At 47.2% G+C, this 16,684-nt stretch carries 19 protein-coding genes; 4 read left to right on the top strand and 15 right to left on the bottom strand.

Translation table 11 applies throughout. From position 1 onward, the window contains the following. The first annotated feature begins 2 nt into the window (after positions 1-2). Both I2494_RS04075 and I2494_RS04080 read left to right on the top strand, forming a co-directional pair. Positions 3-923 (top strand): SPFH domain-containing protein, encoded by a 921-nt coding sequence (locus I2494_RS04075; RefSeq protein ID WP_218465987.1) that lies wholly within the window; start codon positions 3-5, stop codon positions 921-923. 5 nt (positions 924-928) lie between these two features. After that, positions 929-1,390, top strand: a complete 462-nt coding sequence (locus I2494_RS04080; RefSeq protein ID WP_218465986.1) for an NfeD family protein — start codon at positions 929-931, stop codon at positions 1,388-1,390. A gap of 396 nt (positions 1,391-1,786) precedes the next feature. Here the strand turns inward: I2494_RS04080 and cueR are convergent, their stop codons facing one another. From cueR to I2494_RS04095, 3 genes are read right to left on the bottom strand one after another with little or no spacing between them, the layout of a single operon-like run. Next, positions 1,787-2,188: a Cu(I)-responsive transcriptional regulator gene (cueR, locus tag I2494_RS04085; protein ID WP_218465324.1), complete on the bottom strand. Its 402-nt coding sequence runs from the start codon at positions 2,186-2,188 to the stop codon at positions 1,787-1,789. A 23-nt stretch (positions 2,189-2,211) separates the two neighbouring features. After that, the gene (locus tag I2494_RS04090; RefSeq protein WP_218465323.1) at positions 2,212-2,625 is read right to left on the bottom strand and encodes a lysozyme inhibitor LprI family protein; all 414 of its coding nucleotides are present in this window, start codon (positions 2,623-2,625) and stop codon (positions 2,212-2,214) included. 14 nt (positions 2,626-2,639) lie between these two features. Next, a complete protein-coding gene (locus tag I2494_RS04095) occupies positions 2,640-3,023 on the bottom strand; it encodes a hypothetical protein (RefSeq protein WP_218465322.1) in 384 nt (127 codons plus the stop codon). Between the two features lie 175 nt (positions 3,024-3,198). On the opposite strand from I2494_RS04095, the gene I2494_RS04100 reads away from it, so the two are divergent. Then, complete coding sequence (locus I2494_RS04100) at positions 3,199-4,188, top strand: sulfate ABC transporter substrate-binding protein (protein ID WP_218465321.1); 990 nt, start codon at positions 3,199-3,201, stop codon at positions 4,186-4,188. A gap of 48 nt (positions 4,189-4,236) precedes the next feature. On the opposite strand, the gene tam is transcribed toward I2494_RS04100, so the two are convergent. The 5 genes from tam to cysG all read right to left on the bottom strand — a co-directional run bounded on the left by tam (position 4,237) and on the right by cysG (position 9,676). Further along, entirely contained in the window at positions 4,237-5,025 is a 789-nt protein-coding gene (gene tam / locus I2494_RS04105; protein WP_218465320.1) for a trans-aconitate 2-methyltransferase, read from the bottom strand. 199 nt (positions 5,026-5,224) lie between these two features. Beyond that, the gene (gene cysC / locus I2494_RS04110) at positions 5,225-5,821 is read right to left on the bottom strand and encodes an adenylyl-sulfate kinase (RefSeq protein ID WP_218465319.1); all 597 of its coding nucleotides are present in this window, start codon (positions 5,819-5,821) and stop codon (positions 5,225-5,227) included. Positions 5,822-5,827: 6 nt separating this feature from the next. After that, positions 5,828-7,291: a sulfate adenylyltransferase subunit CysN gene (cysN, locus tag I2494_RS04115; protein WP_407657843.1), complete on the bottom strand. Its 1,464-nt coding sequence runs from the start codon at positions 7,289-7,291 to the stop codon at positions 5,828-5,830. Positions 7,292-7,298: 7 nt separating this feature from the next. Further along, positions 7,299-8,207 (bottom strand): sulfate adenylyltransferase subunit CysD, encoded by a 909-nt coding sequence (gene cysD / locus I2494_RS04120; protein WP_218465317.1) that lies wholly within the window; start codon positions 8,205-8,207, stop codon positions 7,299-7,301. Positions 8,208-8,239: 32 nt separating this feature from the next. Continuing rightward, complete coding sequence (gene cysG, locus I2494_RS04125) at positions 8,240-9,676, bottom strand: siroheme synthase CysG (protein ID WP_218465316.1); 1,437 nt, start codon at positions 9,674-9,676, stop codon at positions 8,240-8,242. A gap of 193 nt (positions 9,677-9,869) precedes the next feature. Between cysG and yghX the strand changes: the two genes are divergently transcribed. Beyond that, the gene (gene yghX / locus I2494_RS04130; RefSeq protein WP_218465315.1) at positions 9,870-10,787 is read left to right on the top strand and encodes a YghX family hydrolase; all 918 of its coding nucleotides are present in this window, start codon (positions 9,870-9,872) and stop codon (positions 10,785-10,787) included. Here yghX and I2494_RS04135 read toward each other — a convergent pair. The 7 genes from I2494_RS04135 to I2494_RS04165 all read right to left on the bottom strand — a co-directional run bounded on the left by I2494_RS04135 (position 10,768) and on the right by I2494_RS04165 (position 16,580). Beyond that, positions 10,768-11,076: a CcdB family protein gene (locus I2494_RS04135; RefSeq protein WP_218465985.1), complete on the bottom strand. Its 309-nt coding sequence runs from the start codon at positions 11,074-11,076 to the stop codon at positions 10,768-10,770. The two genes, yghX and I2494_RS04135, sit on opposite strands and share 20 nt — an antisense overlap. A 2-nt stretch (positions 11,077-11,078) precedes the next feature. Continuing rightward, the gene (locus I2494_RS04140) at positions 11,079-11,321 is read right to left on the bottom strand and encodes a type II toxin-antitoxin system CcdA family antitoxin (RefSeq protein ID WP_218465314.1); all 243 of its coding nucleotides are present in this window, start codon (positions 11,319-11,321) and stop codon (positions 11,079-11,081) included. 323 nt (positions 11,322-11,644) lie between these two features. Beyond that, positions 11,645-11,830, bottom strand: a complete 186-nt coding sequence (locus I2494_RS04145; protein ID WP_218465313.1) for a hypothetical protein — start codon at positions 11,828-11,830, stop codon at positions 11,645-11,647. A 99-nt stretch (positions 11,831-11,929) separates the two neighbouring features. After that, positions 11,930-12,664, bottom strand: coding sequence for a phosphoadenylyl-sulfate reductase (locus I2494_RS04150; protein ID WP_218465312.1), 735 nt, complete (start codon positions 12,662-12,664; stop codon positions 11,930-11,932). A 9-nt stretch (positions 12,665-12,673) separates the two neighbouring features. Then, positions 12,674-14,371 (bottom strand): assimilatory sulfite reductase (NADPH) hemoprotein subunit, encoded by a 1,698-nt coding sequence (cysI, locus tag I2494_RS04155; protein WP_218465311.1) that lies wholly within the window; start codon positions 14,369-14,371, stop codon positions 12,674-12,676. Then, a complete protein-coding gene (gene cysJ / locus I2494_RS04160; RefSeq protein WP_218465310.1) occupies positions 14,371-16,173 on the bottom strand; it encodes an NADPH-dependent assimilatory sulfite reductase flavoprotein subunit in 1,803 nt (600 codons plus the stop codon). The genes cysI and cysJ overlap by 1 nt, the downstream gene beginning before the upstream one ends. Before the next feature lie 212 nt (positions 16,174-16,385). Further along, a complete protein-coding gene (locus I2494_RS04165; protein ID WP_218465309.1) occupies positions 16,386-16,580 on the bottom strand; it encodes a hypothetical protein in 195 nt (64 codons plus the stop codon). Positions 16,581-16,684: the final 104 nt, after the last annotated feature.

The following is a 16,684-nucleotide window of genomic DNA, read 5'->3' on the forward strand; positions in this document are numbered from 1 at the left end:
TTATGTTGCCTAATGCTTCTGCCATTGTGATTGCCATTCTGGTGCTGCTGGTTTTATTTGTACTGTTCGCCGGAATCAAAGTCGTGCCGCAAGGTTATCAATGGACTATTGAGCGTTTTGGCCGTTACACCAAAACGTTAATGCCAGGCCTGAACCTGATCATTCCATTTATGGATCGAGTAGGTCGTAAAATCAACGTGATGGAACAGGTGCTGGATGTCCCCTCTCAGGAGATTATCTCCAAAGATAACGCCAACGTAACTATCGATGCCGTTTGTTTTATCCAGGTTAGGGATCCCGCTCTGGCGGCCTATCAGGTCAGCAATCTTGAAGCAGCCATTCTTAATCTGACCATGACCAATATTCGTACCGTACTGGGCTCCATGGAATTGGATGAAATGCTCTCCCAGCGCGACCATATTAATACCCGTTTGCTACAGGTGGTTGATGAAGCCACTAACCAATGGGGCATTAAAATCACCCGTATTGAAATTCGCGACATTCGTCCACCAACAGAACTGATTGCGGCGATGAACGCCCAAATGAAAGCCGAGCGTAATAAACGAGCTGACATTCTGGAAGCTGAAGGGATTCGTCAGGCGGCAATTTTGCGCGCTGAAGGTCAAAAACAATCTGAAATTCTGAAAGCAGAAGGTGAAAGACAAGCCGCATTCTTACAGGCCGAAGCGCGGGAACGTGCCGCGGAAGCGGAAGCGAAAGCCACCGAAATGGTTTCTGATGCAATTTCTGCCGGCAATATTCAGGCAATCAACTACTTCGTCGCGCAGAAATACACTGATGCCCTGCAATCTATTGGTTCTGCGGACAACAGCAAAGTGGTGATGATGCCATTGGAAGCTGGCAATCTGCTGGGAAGTATTGCCGGTATCACTGAGTTACTTAAAGGCGAGCCGAAAAAATAATGGATATTATTCAGGACATGGCTGCTTACCCATATCGTTTCTGGCTGATACTCGGCGGGCTGTTACTGGCCGCCGAACTACTGGGAACCTATGGTTATCTGCTCTGGAGTGGCGTATCTGCGATTATTATTGGTGCGGTAACCTGGGTTGTTCCCATGGATTGGAGCTGGCAATGGGTTAACTTCGCCATTCTGACAATGGTGACCGCCATTATCTGGTGGTATTGGTTAAAAACCCGAACCGTCAGTGAAAATCAGCATCTGAATCAACCTGACAAACAGCTAATTGGCAGAAAGATGGTTCTGAGCTCCCCTATTATTAACGGTGCAGGCCGAATCAATCTGGCGGACGGCAGTTGGCCGATTCGATGCTCAGAAGATCTGCCGCAGGGAACCGAAGTTCGCATCATCGCAGTAGAAAGCATCACCCTGATTGTTGAAGCTATCAGGGATGAGCTTAGTCATTAAGTAAAATGTGTTTTGGCTCTTTATCTGGCCCCTGACCTGCTCATTGAGCACTGAAATTCAGCCGACAACTGAAAGAGGGTAGCACGCCAAACATGGAGATTTGGCGAAGCGCTGCTTCGCCGGACAAAATTGCAGGAGCAATGTTGAACAGCACAACGTGCTGGCCCCGTAGGGGTGAGCCTCATGGATGAGGCGAATAAACCGAATCAGCGCCGGTGCGTAAACCCGAATGAAGGCGGAGGGTAGTCGCCACAGGCGATCTGGATTTGGGTGCAAAAGCGCGGGATTGTTAAGGGGGTTCGCCAACCCCCTTAACCCGGCCACTTGCACAATAGCTTATTCGAACACCGCACTGATAGTGGACGAAACTGGCTCAAAACTGAATCCTCTTTATTCCTAATCTTTCTTACAACACCCGGTAAAACTATCAATAATCGGACAATCAGCCCCATTATCCCCCGGGCAAAGTTCAACTAACTCCATCAACCGCTCTCGCATCTTCGTCAGCTCAGCAATATGATTATCAATATCAGCCACTTTTTCCAACGTACGCGCTTTTACATCAGCACTACGGCGATCGGCATTATGGAACAAAGCCAAAAGCTCTTTGCACTCTTCCAGAGTAAAACCCACCAGCCGAGCCTGACGCAATAATGTCAGCTCCTCAATATTACGAGAGTTGTAAGTACGATAGCCATTCAATGAACGACTGGGCGTTGTAATCAACCCTTTCTCTTCGTAAAAACGAATCGCTTTGCTACTTAAGCCCGTTTTTTCGGCAACCTGACTAATATTCATCTCACCACCTGCTTATCCATTATCTACTTCAGGGTCGAGCCAGTAAGATAACGATCTAAATCATCAATTCGTCTTTCGGCATGCTTCTTCATGCAGGAGATATACACTACATTGCGAATCGAACCATCTATATAAAAATCATAAAGCGCATCGCAATCTTTTTTTCGAAAGGTTATCCATGCTCTCTGACTCTCTAATAGATCTTTCTTCACTGCGGCAAAAGACATACTGGGTAGATCGGGTTGACTCATCATCTGCATCACTGCTTGATATGTTTGATTCAGCTTATTCTCTACTATTTGCTGCTCTTGCTCGGCACATGCATTAATCTCCAGCGTATTCATCGCATTGCTGCAATCTAGCTCAGCATAAGCATTCAGGCTAAAAACTGAAAACATTACGCCATATAGCCATTGTCTATTTTTCATCATTTCCATTCAGTTAATGCTGCTTATTGACAGGCTGACTCGCGTCCATTTGCCACAATCAACTCAGCATCTTTAGTTAACGCAATGTTCTCACCGCTGGACAGGCACAAAATGGCATAGGAAAGCTCTTCGCTTCCTTTGGACAAATCCGATACCGCCATCGCATTTCCTTTTTCACCACGTAGCTTCATCAGGTAATGCTCACAGCCACTGGGACATTGGGCTGAAAATACGCTTAAACCCATTTTCTCAACGCTAACTTTCCCTAAGTATTGCGCAATCACTGGATTATGGTTAAACGCCGCTTCAGCCTCTTTCTTCAATGAATACCATTGCCAGGTAAAGAAGATTGCAACCACTGCAATCACCAGCACCAGATAGCGTAAAATACGCAGAAATCCTTTCATTCATCCCACCCCCAATTTGTCATGGTCACTACCATGCTACCCCGTAGGCTAAAAGTAAATAAATGAGATATTCCTTCTTGTTATAAAAAGTATCTTTTTATTCTTTATTATCCAATTCTATTTTCTGGCAGTCTCAAGGTGTTAATTACCTAACCATTTAATGAGGCGACCACCCATGCGTAACTGGAATATCGGCATACTGCTTTTTCTTACCGCGACCGGCGTATCTGCGAAAGATATACATCTGCTTAATGTCTCTTATGATCCTACCAGAGAGCTGTACCAACAGTACAACCAAGCTTTCTCCACCTATTGGAAAGATAAAACCGGCGATACGGTAACCATTAAGCAATCCCATGGTGGTTCTGGTAAACAGGCATCCTCGGTAATTAACGGTATTTCTGCCGATGTCGTTACCTTAGCTCTGGCCTATGATGTCGACGCTATCGCAGAGCATGGTAAATTAAATAAGAATTGGCTCACCCATTTACCTGATAACTCCGCACCTTATACTTCCACCATTGTTTTTCTGGTACGCAAAGGAAATCCGAAACAAATACACGACTGGAACGATTTGATTAAACCGGGCCTGAATGTGGTCACGCCAAATCCTAAAACCTCCGGTGGTGCTCGCTGGAACTATTTGGCTGCCTGGGGCTATGCCCTGAAGCATAATAATAACGACCAGGCCAAAGCACAGGAGTTCGTTAAGGCGCTGTATAACAATGTACAGGTGCTGGACACCGGCGCGCGTGGTTCGACCACCACCTTCGTTGAACGCGGCATCGGTGATGTACTGATTGCCTGGGAAAATGAAGCGCTGCTGGCGATTGAACAATTAGGCAAAGATCAGTTTGAAATTGTCACACCAAGCGTGTCTATTCTGGCTGAACCAACGGTTGCCGTAGTAGACAGCGTGGTAGATAAAAATGGTACTCGCGAAGTCTCAGAAGCCTATCTGAAGTATCTCTACACCAAAGAAGGCCAGACTATCGCCGCTAAAAACTACTACCGCCCACGCGACCCGGAAGTGCTGAAACAATTCTCCGCTAACTTTCCGCAGCTAAGTCTGTTTACTGTCGATCAGGTTTTTGGCGGCTGGCAAAAAGCACAGAAAGAGCACTTCTCAACAGATGGTATTTTCGACCAAATCAGTAAGCGCTAATGATTCATCGCCTGAGGCCCATTTTCCCTCAGGCGATTAACGATTGAATTAATGTATTACTGAACGTTTTTTACTGGCGATGACAAACAATCTGGGGAAAGGCAATAGAACCTGGCCATCCTGACGGGATGTAAACACTTTCTCCAGCTCTGCCTGATACTGTTGTAAAAATAGTTGTTGTTCTACCTCATCCAGTGGCGAAAGAAACGGTCGAAGTCCGGTTGATTTCACCCACTCAACAATAGAAGAGACCGATGGCAATACGTGATAAAACGTAGTGCGCCAGATATCAACCTGATAACCATGACCAGCCAGCAGATCGTAATATCCCTCTGTCGTTAGCAACGGGCTACGTTTAAATACCTTCTCACTGTATTTCTCCCACCAGACCCCTTCCATCGCTACCTTGCGCATTAAGGCATGGGATGGCTGCTCCAGATTATCCGGCACCTGAAAGGCCAAAACACCACGATCGGAAAGTTGCTGTAACAAATGAGGAAGCAGCTCATCATGATCCGGCACCCACTGCAATGATGCGTTCGCGTAAATGATATCCTGAGGGATATCCGGTCGCCATGTACTAATATCAGCCTGTTGAAAATGGCAGGCCGGTAATCGCTGTTTAGCCTGTATCAGCATAGTTTCAGAACTATCCACACCGGTAACATTTGCCCTTGGATAGGCCTGATAGAGTAATTCGGTACTGTTTCCCGGCCCACAGCCAAGATCGCTGATATGTTTTGCTTCCGGATGAAAAATACGAGAAAGGAGCTCTGCAGCTGGACGTGTTCTTTCTGCTTCAAACTGTAAATAGAGGTCAGGATTCCAGTCTTTCATGATATTCCTTAATTAGCGGCCGATACGCTGATGGATTAGATCTAAAATACAGAATCAATAGATTGAAGTGAATAACATATACAAGACTAAAAAGATAATGAAGTTTTGGCAGGGACTGATTTATCAGGCTATCAGCCAACAAGGCCCGCATGAATCAGAACTCATGCGGGCCTTGTTGGTTATCAGGGAAATAAAAAGTTTAGCTTTTAATGATTCCCCGCCCTTTCAGATAATCAATAAGCTGAGCTACCAACTCTTCCACAGGCCGTCTGCCATCCAAATGCACATCCGGTTTCAAAGGCGCCTCATAAGGTAAATCAACGCCGGTAAACTGAGTGATTTCCCCTTTTCTGGCCTTTTTATACAGCCCTTTCGGATCGCGCTGTTCACAAACTTCAATTGGCGTATCAACAAACACCTCAATAAAGTGACCGGCAGGTAAACGTAACAAAACGCTCTCTCTGTCATCACGATAAGGGGAAATAAATGCCGTAATAACCACCAATCCTGCGTCCATCATCAGGCCTGATACTTCCCCGACTCGCCGAATATTCTCTTTACGATCCCGATCGGAAAAGCTTAAGTCCTGACAAAGGCCGTGTCGGACATTATCCCCATCCAGCAAATAGGTATGAACATTAAGATGATATAACGCTTGCTCCAACGCACCGGCAATGGAAGATTTTCCTGAACCTGACAGCCCCGTCAGCCAAACCACGGCAGCGCCATGCTTATTTAGCCGTTCCCGTTCAATCCGGGTAACCGGATGAGCGTGCCAGACAATGTTATTTTCCATCTGCCATCACCCTTTGTTAGTGGCCCCACTGATATCCCAGTGAGGGTAGTAACGACGAATCAAAGCAAATAATTCCTGTTCAAAATCGCTGTTAAAGGTTGGTTGCTGTTTTTGAGTGATGTCAGTTTTCTGAACCAGGCCAGCACCTACCGTCACATTGGTTAACCGATCGATAAAGATAAAACTACCGGTCTCCTGATTAGTCTGGTAGCTATCAAACAGCAGAGGCTCATCAAATACCACTTCAACCACACCAATACCATTCAGAGGTAAACTTTCCGATGGACGTTGTTCCAAAGAATTGATGTCGCGCTGATGCACAATACGTTCTATGCGTACCCGGCTCTTTTTACCTGATACCTTAATATCGTAGCTCTGTCCTGCCTGCAATGGCTGTTCCGCCATCCAAACCACGTCCAGCGTTGCTCCGCTAGCCGGTTGCAAACTGTTATCTTCCGCCGCGACCAGCAAATCTCCCCGACTGATATCAATCTCATCTTCCAGTACCAGAGTTATCGCTTCCCCCGGCCAGGCTTTTTGAAGTTCGCCATCAAAAGTCACTATCGATTTAATTCGGCTGGTTACCCCTGAAGGCAGCACTTTAATTGCCTGTCCGGTTTCAATCACGCCAGAAGATAAGGTACCGGCATAACCACGAAAATCCAGATTAGGTCGGTTCACATACTGAACCGGAAAGCGCAGAGGCTTTTGCTGTTGCTCAGCCACCACGTTGACTGTCTCCAGAATTTCCAACAGTGTGGCTCCGGAATACCATGGCATATTGTCGCCCACGCTGGCGACATTGTCCCCATCCAGTGCGGACAGCGGCACAAACTTAATCTCAATTTGTTGTGGAAGCTGATTAGCAAACGTCAGATAATCGGTGCGAATCTGCTCAAAAACCGACTGCTGATATCCCACCAAATCCATCTTATTTACCGCAACCACCAGATGGCGAATCCCCAACAGCGTGGCAATAAAGCTATGGCGACGGGTCTGATCCAGCACCCCTTTACGCGCATCTATCAGCAAAATAGCCACATCACAGGTGGATGCCCCGGTTGCCATGTTACGCGTGTACTGTTCATGCCCCGGTGTGTCGGCAATAATAAATTTACGTTTTTCAGTAGAAAAATAGCGATAGGCTACATCAATGGTGATGCCCTGTTCGCGTTCAGCCTGTAAGCCATCCACCAACAGTGCCAAATCCAGTTTTTCACCCGCAGTGCCAATACGTTTGCTGTCATTATGCAGCGTAGTGAGCTGATCCTGATAAATCTGGCGGGTATCATGCAGTAACCGTCCAATCAGAGTACTTTTACCATCATCAACGCTGCCGCAAGTTAAAAAACGTAGCAGGCTCTTATTTTGCTGAGCGTGAAGATAAGCTTCAACGCCGCCCTGTTCTGCGATCTGTCTGGCAATAGCCTCATTCACGCTGACAGGCTGATTAATCACTTCACTCATCATCTGTTCCTCAGAAATAACCCTGACGTTTTTTCAATTCCATCGAGCCTGACTGATCCCGATCGATAACCCGCCCCTGGCGTTCACTGGTGGTTGATACCAGCATTTCTTCAATAATTTCCGACAGGGTTTCTGCTTCAGACTCAACCGCACCGGTCAGTGGCCAACATCCCAGGGTTCTGAAACGGACTTTACGTTTCACAATCACCTCCCCCGGTTGCAGGTTAATGCGATTGTCATCGATCATCATCAGCATACCGTCACGTTCCAGAATAGGCCGTGGTTTTGCCAGATACAGAGGAACAATCTCTATATTTTCCAAAAAGATGTATTGCCAGATATCCAGCTCAGTCCAGTTAGAGAGCGGAAATACGCGAATGCTCTCCCCCTTGTTAATCTGACCATTGTAGTTATGCCATAATTCAGGGCGCTGATTCTTAGGATCCCAGCGATGAAAGCGATCGCGGAACGAGTAGATACGCTCTTTAGCCCGGGATTTCTCTTCATCACGACGGGCACCGCCAAATGCGGCATCAAAACCATACTTATTCAGTGCCTGTTTCAACCCTTCGGTTTTCATAATATCGGTGTGCTTCGCACTGCCGTGCACAAAAGGATTAATTCCCATTGCCACCCCTTCCGGATTTTTATGTACCAGCAAATCACAGCCATAAGCTTTGGCGGTACGATCGCGAAACTGGTACATCTCCTGAAATTTCCAGCCGGTATCCACATGTAATAAAGGAAATGGCAAGTTACCCGGGAAAAAGGCTTTACGCGCCAGATGCAGCATGACCGATGAATCTTTGCCAATGGAATAAAGCATCACTGGATTAGCAAATTCAGCAGCCACTTCACGAATAATGTGAATGCTTTCCGCTTCCAGTTGGCGTAAGTGAGTCAGTCGTTTTTCGTCCACGTTCAATACCTCAATTCTCTGTCTGAAGGCCATCAGGCCAGATTGACTACCGACTGCCACTGCGCCGGACTATTCTGTGATGTTAATGATGACTGAGCAGATTCACCGAACCAGTTCAGCCGCTGATGCAGCGCCGCAACTTCACCAATCACCAGCAACGCAGGTGTTGGTGCTTCACGGGCCAACTCATACAGTTGTGAGAGCGTGCCACTTAACACTTTCTGATCGCTGCGTGTTCCCCTGCTAATAACCGCCACCGGTGTAGACGCTGAACGACCATGATTTATCAGCTGTTGTTGAATATCGCTGGCTTTTACTGTTCCCATATAAATTGCCAGTGTTTGATGTCCCTGAGCTAACTGTGACCAGTTAAGGCCATCAGATTCAGGCTTACAGTGTCCGGTAATAAACGTAATACTTTGCGCATGATCGCGATGAGTCAGTGGAATTCCTGCATAGGCTGCCGCTCCCGCAGCGGCGGTAATACCCGGAACAACCTGATAGGGAATACCAGCATTAACCAGTACTTCCAGCTCTTCGCCACCCCGACCAAAAATGAAAGGGTCGCCACCTTTCAGCCGCACAACACGTTTACCCTGTTGGGCTAATTTAACCAGTAATTGATTAGTCTCTTCCTGCTGTATGGAATGGGCTCCGGCACGTTTTCCTACGCTAATTAACGTGGCATCGCGACGCACCAGTTCCAGTATTTCTGACGTAACCAGCGCATCATGCAGTACCACATCGGCCTGTTGAATGGCCCGTAGCCCATTTAACGTCAACAGTCCCGGGTCTCCTGGGCCTGCGCCAACCAGCGTAACGTCACCTACTGTTGACGCAGGATGATATAGCTGTTGCTCAAGCTCAGCCTCCGCTTCTTCGGCTCGATTTGCCGCTACCAGTGAAGCAAAGCGACCATCAAACAAGCGCTCCCAAAAGTGACGGCGTTCACTTAATGAATGGAGCTGCTGCTTAACCTTAGTACGCCAGTTACCGGCTATGTCAGCAACCTGACCAAGACTGGCTGGCAATAACGCTTCTAACTTTTCCCGTAATAAACGTGCTAATACCGGTGCTTTACCACCGGAAGAAATCGCAACAACTAACGGTGAACGGTCAATAATAGAAGGGAAAATAAATGAACAGCGGGCAGGATCGTCCACCACATTAATTAAACGACGGCGCTGATTAGCCGCCTGAAATACTCTTGCATTCACGGTGCTGTCATTGGTTGCAGCCACCACCAAAAAAATATCGTCTAACTGACGAGTATCAAACTCCTGCGCCAGCCAGTGCAATGCCTTCTCCTGATGCAATTTATTTACCTCAGCACCAAGCACTTTAGCCACCACAAACACGTCCGCTCCGGCACTTAATAGCAGGCCAATCTTACGGGCGGCAATTTCACCGCCACCAACAACCAGCACCGGGCGGTGTTTCAAATCGGCAAACAGGGGTAAATAATCCACAATAACCTTCAGGTTCTTAACAAAACAATAACCTGACTATAGAGAGTCGTTGCTAACGAATGAAATCACCAAATGGAATTTGATATAGCTGAATGGAATAGGGAAAAGATTATTGAACGTTATGTTTACAAAAAGGCCTGTTACAGACCATTATTTATACTGACTTAAATGGCAGCAAACCTGGAGCCTGCATATGACTCGTCTCACCGCAAAAGATTTCCCTCCTGCACTGCTCGAGTATTTTGATTTCTACGTACACGGGCGCATCAGCAAGCGTGAATTCCTCGATCTGGCAACCAGAATGGTGGTTGGTGGCGTATCAGCAGCGGCACTTGGTGCATTACTGATGCCTGACTATAGCTATGCGCAACAGGTAGAGTTTACCGATCCTGAAATTATTGCTGAATATATCCAATATCCATCACCGTTGGGACACGGCAGCGTTAGGGGTTATTTCGTCCGCCCGGCGAAAGCCAGCGGTAAAGTACCCGGTGTGGTCGTGGTGCACGAAAACCGTGGACTAAACCCCTATATTGAAGATGTGGCCCGACGTCTGGCAAAAGCAGGATTTATAGCGCTGGCTCCGGATGGTTTGAGTTCGGTAGGCGGTTATCCCGGCAATGATGACAAAGGCCGTGAGCTACAACAGCAAATTGACCCAACGAAACTAATGAATGACTTTTTCGCTGCCATTGAGTTTTTAATACATCACGAGGCTACCACCGGAAAAGTCGGCATTACTGGTTTTTGTTACGGTGGTGGTGTGGCAAATGCCGCTGCAGTTGCCTATCCGGAACTCAGTGCTGCCGTTCCGTTTTATGGACGTCAACCCAAAACAGAAGATGTACCGCACATTAAAGCACCAATACTGCTGCACTACGCCGAGTCAGACACCCGCATTAATGAAGGTTGGCCTGCCTATGAAGCCGCACTAAAAGCCAATAATAAAACCTATGAAGCCTATATTTACCCCGGCGTTAATCATGGCTTTCACAATGATTCAACACCGCGTTATGACAAAGAGGCAGCAGAGCTTGCCTGGGACAGAACCCTGAGTTGGTTCAGAAAATATTTGATCTCTACAGATGGCACTAAAAACCATCAATCATAAAATCGATGGCCGCTTTAATTTCATCACGGTAATGCTGGGCCTGACACACCGCGTCACCCAGCATACTTTGGCGCACGCTGGCCATTTCATGGGTCATCAATAGATACTCAACTTCCCCGATGGTTAATATCGGACACAGATGCTGAGGCACCATTCCTTTAAACCGGCTGCGGGGGAAAAGCGGGATCACCAGTCGAGTGGTTAACGCATCAATCAGATGACTTTGTACATTGAGTAAATACGGGTAATCCTTGTTATTACCGGTATTACGATAGACGGTATATTGCACCATCAAAACGCCCGATACTCATCTGAAAGTAAACCACTCTCTTCACTAATTCGATTTAACTCTTCCATCGCCTGCTGATTATCATGTTTCCATTGAGAAACAGATAAAGCCTGCAACTGCGCCTCAATAGCCTGAGTTAACACCGCTGATAGATTAATGCCCATATCGCGAGCCTTTTGATATAAGATTGGATCCAACGTCACACTGACCGTCTTTTTGGTTACTTTGGCATGGGTCTTTGACATTTTTCACCCCTGTGAAAAACACGTGTTAATAGCACATATAGTGACCGATTAACACCTGGATGTAAAGTGCCCCTGCTTACTCATAACCCCCGATAACACAGTAAATAAATTGATTATTAAACCATTTCATTAACTGCCATAAATGCTATCCAAACAGTCTGACTCAATCCATATACATATCATTAAGTTGCGAAGCAATACGCAATAAAAATGCCAAGGGGATCGACTTAACATAAGTCAACGAAACATCCTATCCGTTAACAATACTGATAGTTGAGAAAAACTGCCGTAGGGATCAACTTGGCGCACACCAACGAAATGCCCTATCTGTTAGCAATGCCAATCGTTGGGAGGGATGGGCGTGGGGTCGACTTGGCGTAAGCCAACGACAAACAGGCGAATGCTTGTTTGAACAGCGCTTGCGCTGGCCCGAAGGGTGAAACACCGCAAGGTGTTTCATAACTGCCCGTAGCCCGGCCAAGCCCAACGTACTCCGATCCTGAGTACATATGGTCTCCCGGTCGAGCACCAAGCCGATATAAGCACCCCTGATTTTACGACCGGAATATTCTCTGAAGCCAATTTATCCTCTTAACCAACAACACATATCACCCCTCATGCAACCCACACTCTCGCTTCAAACCAAAAAACCGCGTTTCCTCTTCACTCATGCCGGGTTCCCATTTACGAGTGGTATGAGTATCTCCCACCGATAAATAGCCCTGCTCCCATAGAGGATGATAATTCAGACCATTATCCGTCAGATATTGATAAATCTGCCGGTTGTCCCAATCAATAATCGGTAGAAATTTAAATACTCCACGCTGAATAGCGAGCACCGGTAATTGCGCCCGGGAACTCGACTGTTCACGACGTAAACCGGCAAACCAGGTTTGTGCCTGTAACTCAGCTAAAGCCCTGTTCATTGGCTCAACTTTATTCAGTTGGTTATAACGCTCAATACCTTCAACGCCCTGCTCCCACAACTTGCCGTAGCGACTTTCTTGCCAGACGGGAGAATAAGGAGAACGATAAACCTGCAAGTTAAGCTTAAGCTGTTCCGTCAGGCTATCAATAAACTGGTAGGTTTCAGGAAACAGATAACCGGTATCCGTTAAAATCACCGGTATCTCTGGCTGCTGACGCGTAACCAAATGAAGACAAACTGCCGCCTGAATACCAAAGCTGGAAGAGAGTACTTTGTTTTCTGGCAAGTTCTCCAACGCCCATGCAACACGCCGTGCAGCAGATAATGACTCTAACTGGCGGTTAAGCTCCGCCAGTTCAGTTCTCTGCTCTTCCGCTGTTAGCTGGTTTAATTGGGCTAAATTCAGATACGACATTGTGTCCCCTTAATCGTAAAAATCACGCGCAGAGTCAACCACCGGCTTGATAATCCCGGCCCGGATAACGTAATCGCCAAACCCTTCCTGCTCCTGACGATCGCTGGCCCAACGGCCAATCAAGCTATCCAGCTCAGACAGTATTTGCGCCGAGGTAATATTCTCTCGATACATACGAGGAATACGCGTACCCTCACGATTACCACCAATATGCAGGTTATAGCGATCCGGCGCTTTACCCACCAAACCAACTTCTGCCAGCATCGCCCGCCCACAACCGTTAGGGCAACCGGTAACCCGCAGAATAATATGTTCATCAGGCAACTGATGTTTTTCCATCACCTGCTCTACCTGAGTAATAAAATCAGGCAGGAAACGTTCTGCTTCGGCCATGGCCAGTGGACAGGTAGGAAACGAAACACAGGCCATAGAATTTTTCCGCTGCTCCGATACCCCATCATTAATTAATCCATGCTGACGAGCCAGTTTCTCTATTTTGGCTTTATCTTCCGCGGCAACACCCGCCACAATCAGATTTTGGTTAGCGGTAAGGCGAAAGTCCCCTTTATGGATTTTGGCAATTTCTGCCATGCCGGTTTTTAACGGTTTATCCGGATAATCCAACAGACGACCATTTTCGATAAACAGTGTCAGATGCCATTGCTTATCAATGCCCTCTACCCAACCAATACGATCGCCACGGCGGGAGAAGTGATAAGGTACGATCGGCGCAAACGTCACCCCTGCTCGTTTCTCTACTTCTTGCTTAAAGGCATCAACACCAACGCGCTCCAACGTATATTTGGTCTTGGCATTTTTGCGTTCTGAACGGTTACCCCAGTCACGTTGAGTGGTTACTACCGCTTCCGCGATCGCCAGCGTATGTTCTAACGGAATATAACCAAACTCAGAAGCCTTACGTGGATAAGTCAGCTTATCGCCGTGAGTCATCGCCAGGCCACCACCCACCAGCACATTAAAACCAACCAGTTGACCATTTTCACCAATGGCAACAAAGTTAAGATCGTTGGCGTGTAGATCCACATCGTTATCCGGTGGGATCACTACGCTGGTTTTAAATTTACGTGGCAAATAGGTCGCACCAAGAATAGGCTCTACGTCGGTGGTTTCCAGCTTTTCCCCATCCAGCCAAATTTCAGCATAGGCGCGGGTCTTCGGCAGTAAATGTTCCGAAATTTTCTTTGCCCACTCATAGGCCTGCTGATGCAGTTCTGATTCAACGGGATTAGAAGTACATAGCACATTGCGGTTTACATCGCCGGCAGTAGCAATCGAATCCATCCCTAATCGGTGCAGCAGTTGATGCATCGGTTTAATATCGTTTTTTAATACGCCGTGAAACTGAAAAGTCTGGCGAGTTGTCAGGCGAATGCTGCCGTACAGTGTATCCTCAGCGGCAAAGCGGTCGATACCCAACCACTGTTGAGGAGTAATAATTCCTCCCGGCAAACGACAACGTAACATCACGTTCAACAGCGGCTCCAGCTTCTGTTCTGTCCGCTCTGCACGTAAATCGCGATCGTCTTGCTGATACATACCGTGAAAACGGATCAGTTGAAAGTTGTCGCCACGAAATCCGCCGGTGAGGCCATCTTTCAGATCATCGGCAATGGTTCCACGCAGAAAGTTACTCTCACGTTTTAGCCGTTCGTTGTCAGACAGTTTAATCTCTGAATCATTGCTCATTAGTAAACATCTCGCTGATAGCGTTTATCGATACGCAGTTCGCTTAAAAATTCGTCGGCCTGCTCGGAGTCCATAGCCCCGTGCGTTGACACAACGTCCAGTAATGCACGTTCCACATCTTTCGCCATACGGTTTGCATCACCGCAGACGTAAAGATGGGCGCCATCCTGAATCCATTGCCACAGTTCGTGACCGTTCTCCCGAAGCTTGTCTTGCACATACACTTTATGTTGCTGATCTCTCGACCAGGCCAGATCGATACGGTTTAGCAGACCACTTTTCACATAGCCTTGCCACTCCACCTGATAGAGAAAATCAGACGTAAAATGAGGATTACCAAAAAACAGCCAGTTTTTACCTTCTGCACCGGTGGCCTCACGCTGTTGCATAAACGCACGGAACGGTGCAATACCGGTTCCCGGGCCAATCATAATCACCGGTGTGGATGGATCATCCGGCAGTCTGAAGTTGTCGTTGTGTTCAATAAACACCGCAACCTCGCCTTCCTCCTCCAAACGATCCGCCAGATAGCCAGATGCGCCTCCGGTACGAAGGTTTCCATCCACGCTATAGCGCACCACCCCAACGGTAAGATGTGCTTCACTCCCGACTTCTTCTTGTGATGAAGCGATGGAATAGAGACGCGGCGTGATAGGACGCAACATCGTTAGCAATGTCTGAGCATCCATTGCAGAAGGTGCGTAACGAACCATGTCCACAATAGGTGTGTTATGGGCATATTCCTGTAAATGTGCTTTATCGGTCAGCAGCTCAACCAAACGTGCATCACCGCTGTGATTAGCATAAAACTCCACAATCGCAGCAGTATTTTGCGTCAGTTCATAATGATATTTGAGTGCATCCCTTAACGGTTGTGGCTTACCCTGAACTTCAACCTGAGTATCCCCCGCGATACCCAGCTCTGACAGTAAGGTCTCAATCAATTCAGCATCGTTTTGAAACCAGACACCCAGTGCATCTCCGGGCTGATAGCTTAGTCCGGAGTCACCCAAATCGATTTCGATATGACGTACATCGCGATCGGAGCTACGAGAGGTAATTTTCTGATTAACCGATAACGAAGCAATTAGCGGTTGCTCTTTGGTATATTTACTCTGACTTTCACTGATACCTGCCGTATGGGCAACCGCTGATGGCAGCGAAGCCGGAACATCCGCTTTTAAACGCTCAACAATTTGATGACGCCATTGCTCGGCCAACGACTGATAATCAACATCCGCATCAACTCTTGCCAGCAAGCGTCTGGCTCCCAGTTCCTCCAGACGCTGGTCAAAATCTTTCCCGGTCTGACAGAAGTTTTCATAGGAGATATCCCCCAGGCCAAAAACGGCAAACTGCGTCTGATTTAACGCCGGTGCTTTTTTGGAAAACAGGTACTTATATAGCGCAATCGCCTCTTCCGGCGCATCGCCTTCCCCCTGAGTTGATGCCACTACAATAAGCTGGCGCTCTTGATCGATCTGCTTAAATTTATAGTCACCTGCATTAACTAAAGTTGCAGCTAACCCCGCATGACTAAGGTCGTCACGCAACTGAGTTGCCAGTCTGCGTGCATTGCCGGTCTGGGAGGCGGATAAAATGGTTACCGGACGTGTAGTAGCAGAAGTTGATGAGGGAATTACCGCAGCAAGCGTATTGCTATCCCGATCGGTTAATCCCCATAAATAGCCTGATACCCAGGCAAGCTGTACCGGCGTCAAGCCGGAAGTAGCGGTCTTCAACCGTTCTAATTGTTCCTGTGACAACGGTAAAACCGGTGCAGGTAAAGCCTTATCTGACATGGGTATGCGGATCCTTTAGAATTATTCTGTCTAAGAGTATCCCGCTGGTTTCATTAGATTAAAGAATGGATAGACATAACAAATAATAAAAAGGCATATGGGGAAGTCGCGCTACTGAATATCTGAACCCAATGGCACGATTGCTGGCTTATCTGATAGTTAACATTATCAATTTACGGTATCTGATTCAGGCAGCGCTGGCAGAGGAATCATCAGTTCTGCTGCATCGGCTCATTCGCATGATAATCCCAGCCCAGATAGCGTAATCCGGCATCAGAGGAAGATCGTAATTCAGTCTTATCGGCACACTGGTAAGACCCATTGATCCCGATGGAATGTATAGCGTTATCGACAGATGGCGGCAACTTTAATGAAGGGGTGATTAACGGCGACCAATTAATTGGCAATATATTGGGATTCCCGCGGGGCGACAAAACAGCCTGCATACCTTATCCAGAGTGATTGGGCAGTTAAATGTCATTTAGTCAATAATCATCGTTATCTTAACAGG

This window comes from Limnobaculum allomyrinae (assembly GCF_016649425.1).
GTDB lineage: Bacteria > Pseudomonadota > Gammaproteobacteria > Enterobacterales > Enterobacteriaceae > Limnobaculum > Limnobaculum allomyrinae.

Bases quoted from the DNA above. Each gene is read 5' to 3' on its own strand.
- I2494_RS04075 (WP_218465987.1), top strand. From the start codon at position 3: ATGTTGCCTAATGCTTCTGCCATTGTGATTGCCATTCTGGTGCTGCTG.
- cueR (WP_218465324.1), bottom strand. From the start codon at position 2,188: ATGAATATTAGTCAGGTTGCCGAAAAAACGGGCTTAAGTAGCAAAGCG.
- I2494_RS04090 (WP_218465323.1), bottom strand. From the start codon at position 2,625: ATGGAAATGATGAAAAATAGACAATGGCTATATGGCGTAATGTTTTCA.
- I2494_RS04095 (WP_218465322.1), bottom strand. From the start codon at position 3,023: ATGAAAGGATTTCTGCGTATTTTACGCTATCTGGTGCTGGTGATTGCA.
- I2494_RS04100 (WP_218465321.1), top strand. From the start codon at position 3,199: ATGCGTAACTGGAATATCGGCATACTGCTTTTTCTTACCGCGACCGGC.
- tam (WP_218465320.1), bottom strand. From the start codon at position 5,025: ATGAAAGACTGGAATCCTGACCTCTATTTACAGTTTGAAGCAGAAAGA.
- cysC (WP_218465319.1), bottom strand. From the start codon at position 5,821: ATGGAAAATAACATTGTCTGGCACGCTCATCCGGTTACCCGGATTGAA.
- cysN (WP_407657843.1), bottom strand. From the start codon at position 7,291: ATGATGAGTGAAGTGATTAATCAGCCTGTCAGCGTGAATGAGGCTATT.
- yghX (WP_218465315.1), top strand. From the start codon at position 9,870: ATGACTCGTCTCACCGCAAAAGATTTCCCTCCTGCACTGCTCGAGTAT.
- I2494_RS04140 (WP_218465314.1), bottom strand. From the start codon at position 11,321: ATGTCAAAGACCCATGCCAAAGTAACCAAAAAGACGGTCAGTGTGACG.
- I2494_RS04145 (WP_218465313.1), bottom strand. From the start codon at position 11,830: ATGTACTCAGGATCGGAGTACGTTGGGCTTGGCCGGGCTACGGGCAGT.
- I2494_RS04150 (WP_218465312.1), bottom strand. From the start codon at position 12,664: ATGTCGTATCTGAATTTAGCCCAATTAAACCAGCTAACAGCGGAAGAG.
- cysI (WP_218465311.1), bottom strand. From the start codon at position 14,371: ATGAGCAATGATTCAGAGATTAAACTGTCTGACAACGAACGGCTAAAA.
- cysJ (WP_218465310.1), bottom strand. From the start codon at position 16,173: ATGTCAGATAAGGCTTTACCTGCACCGGTTTTACCGTTGTCACAGGAA.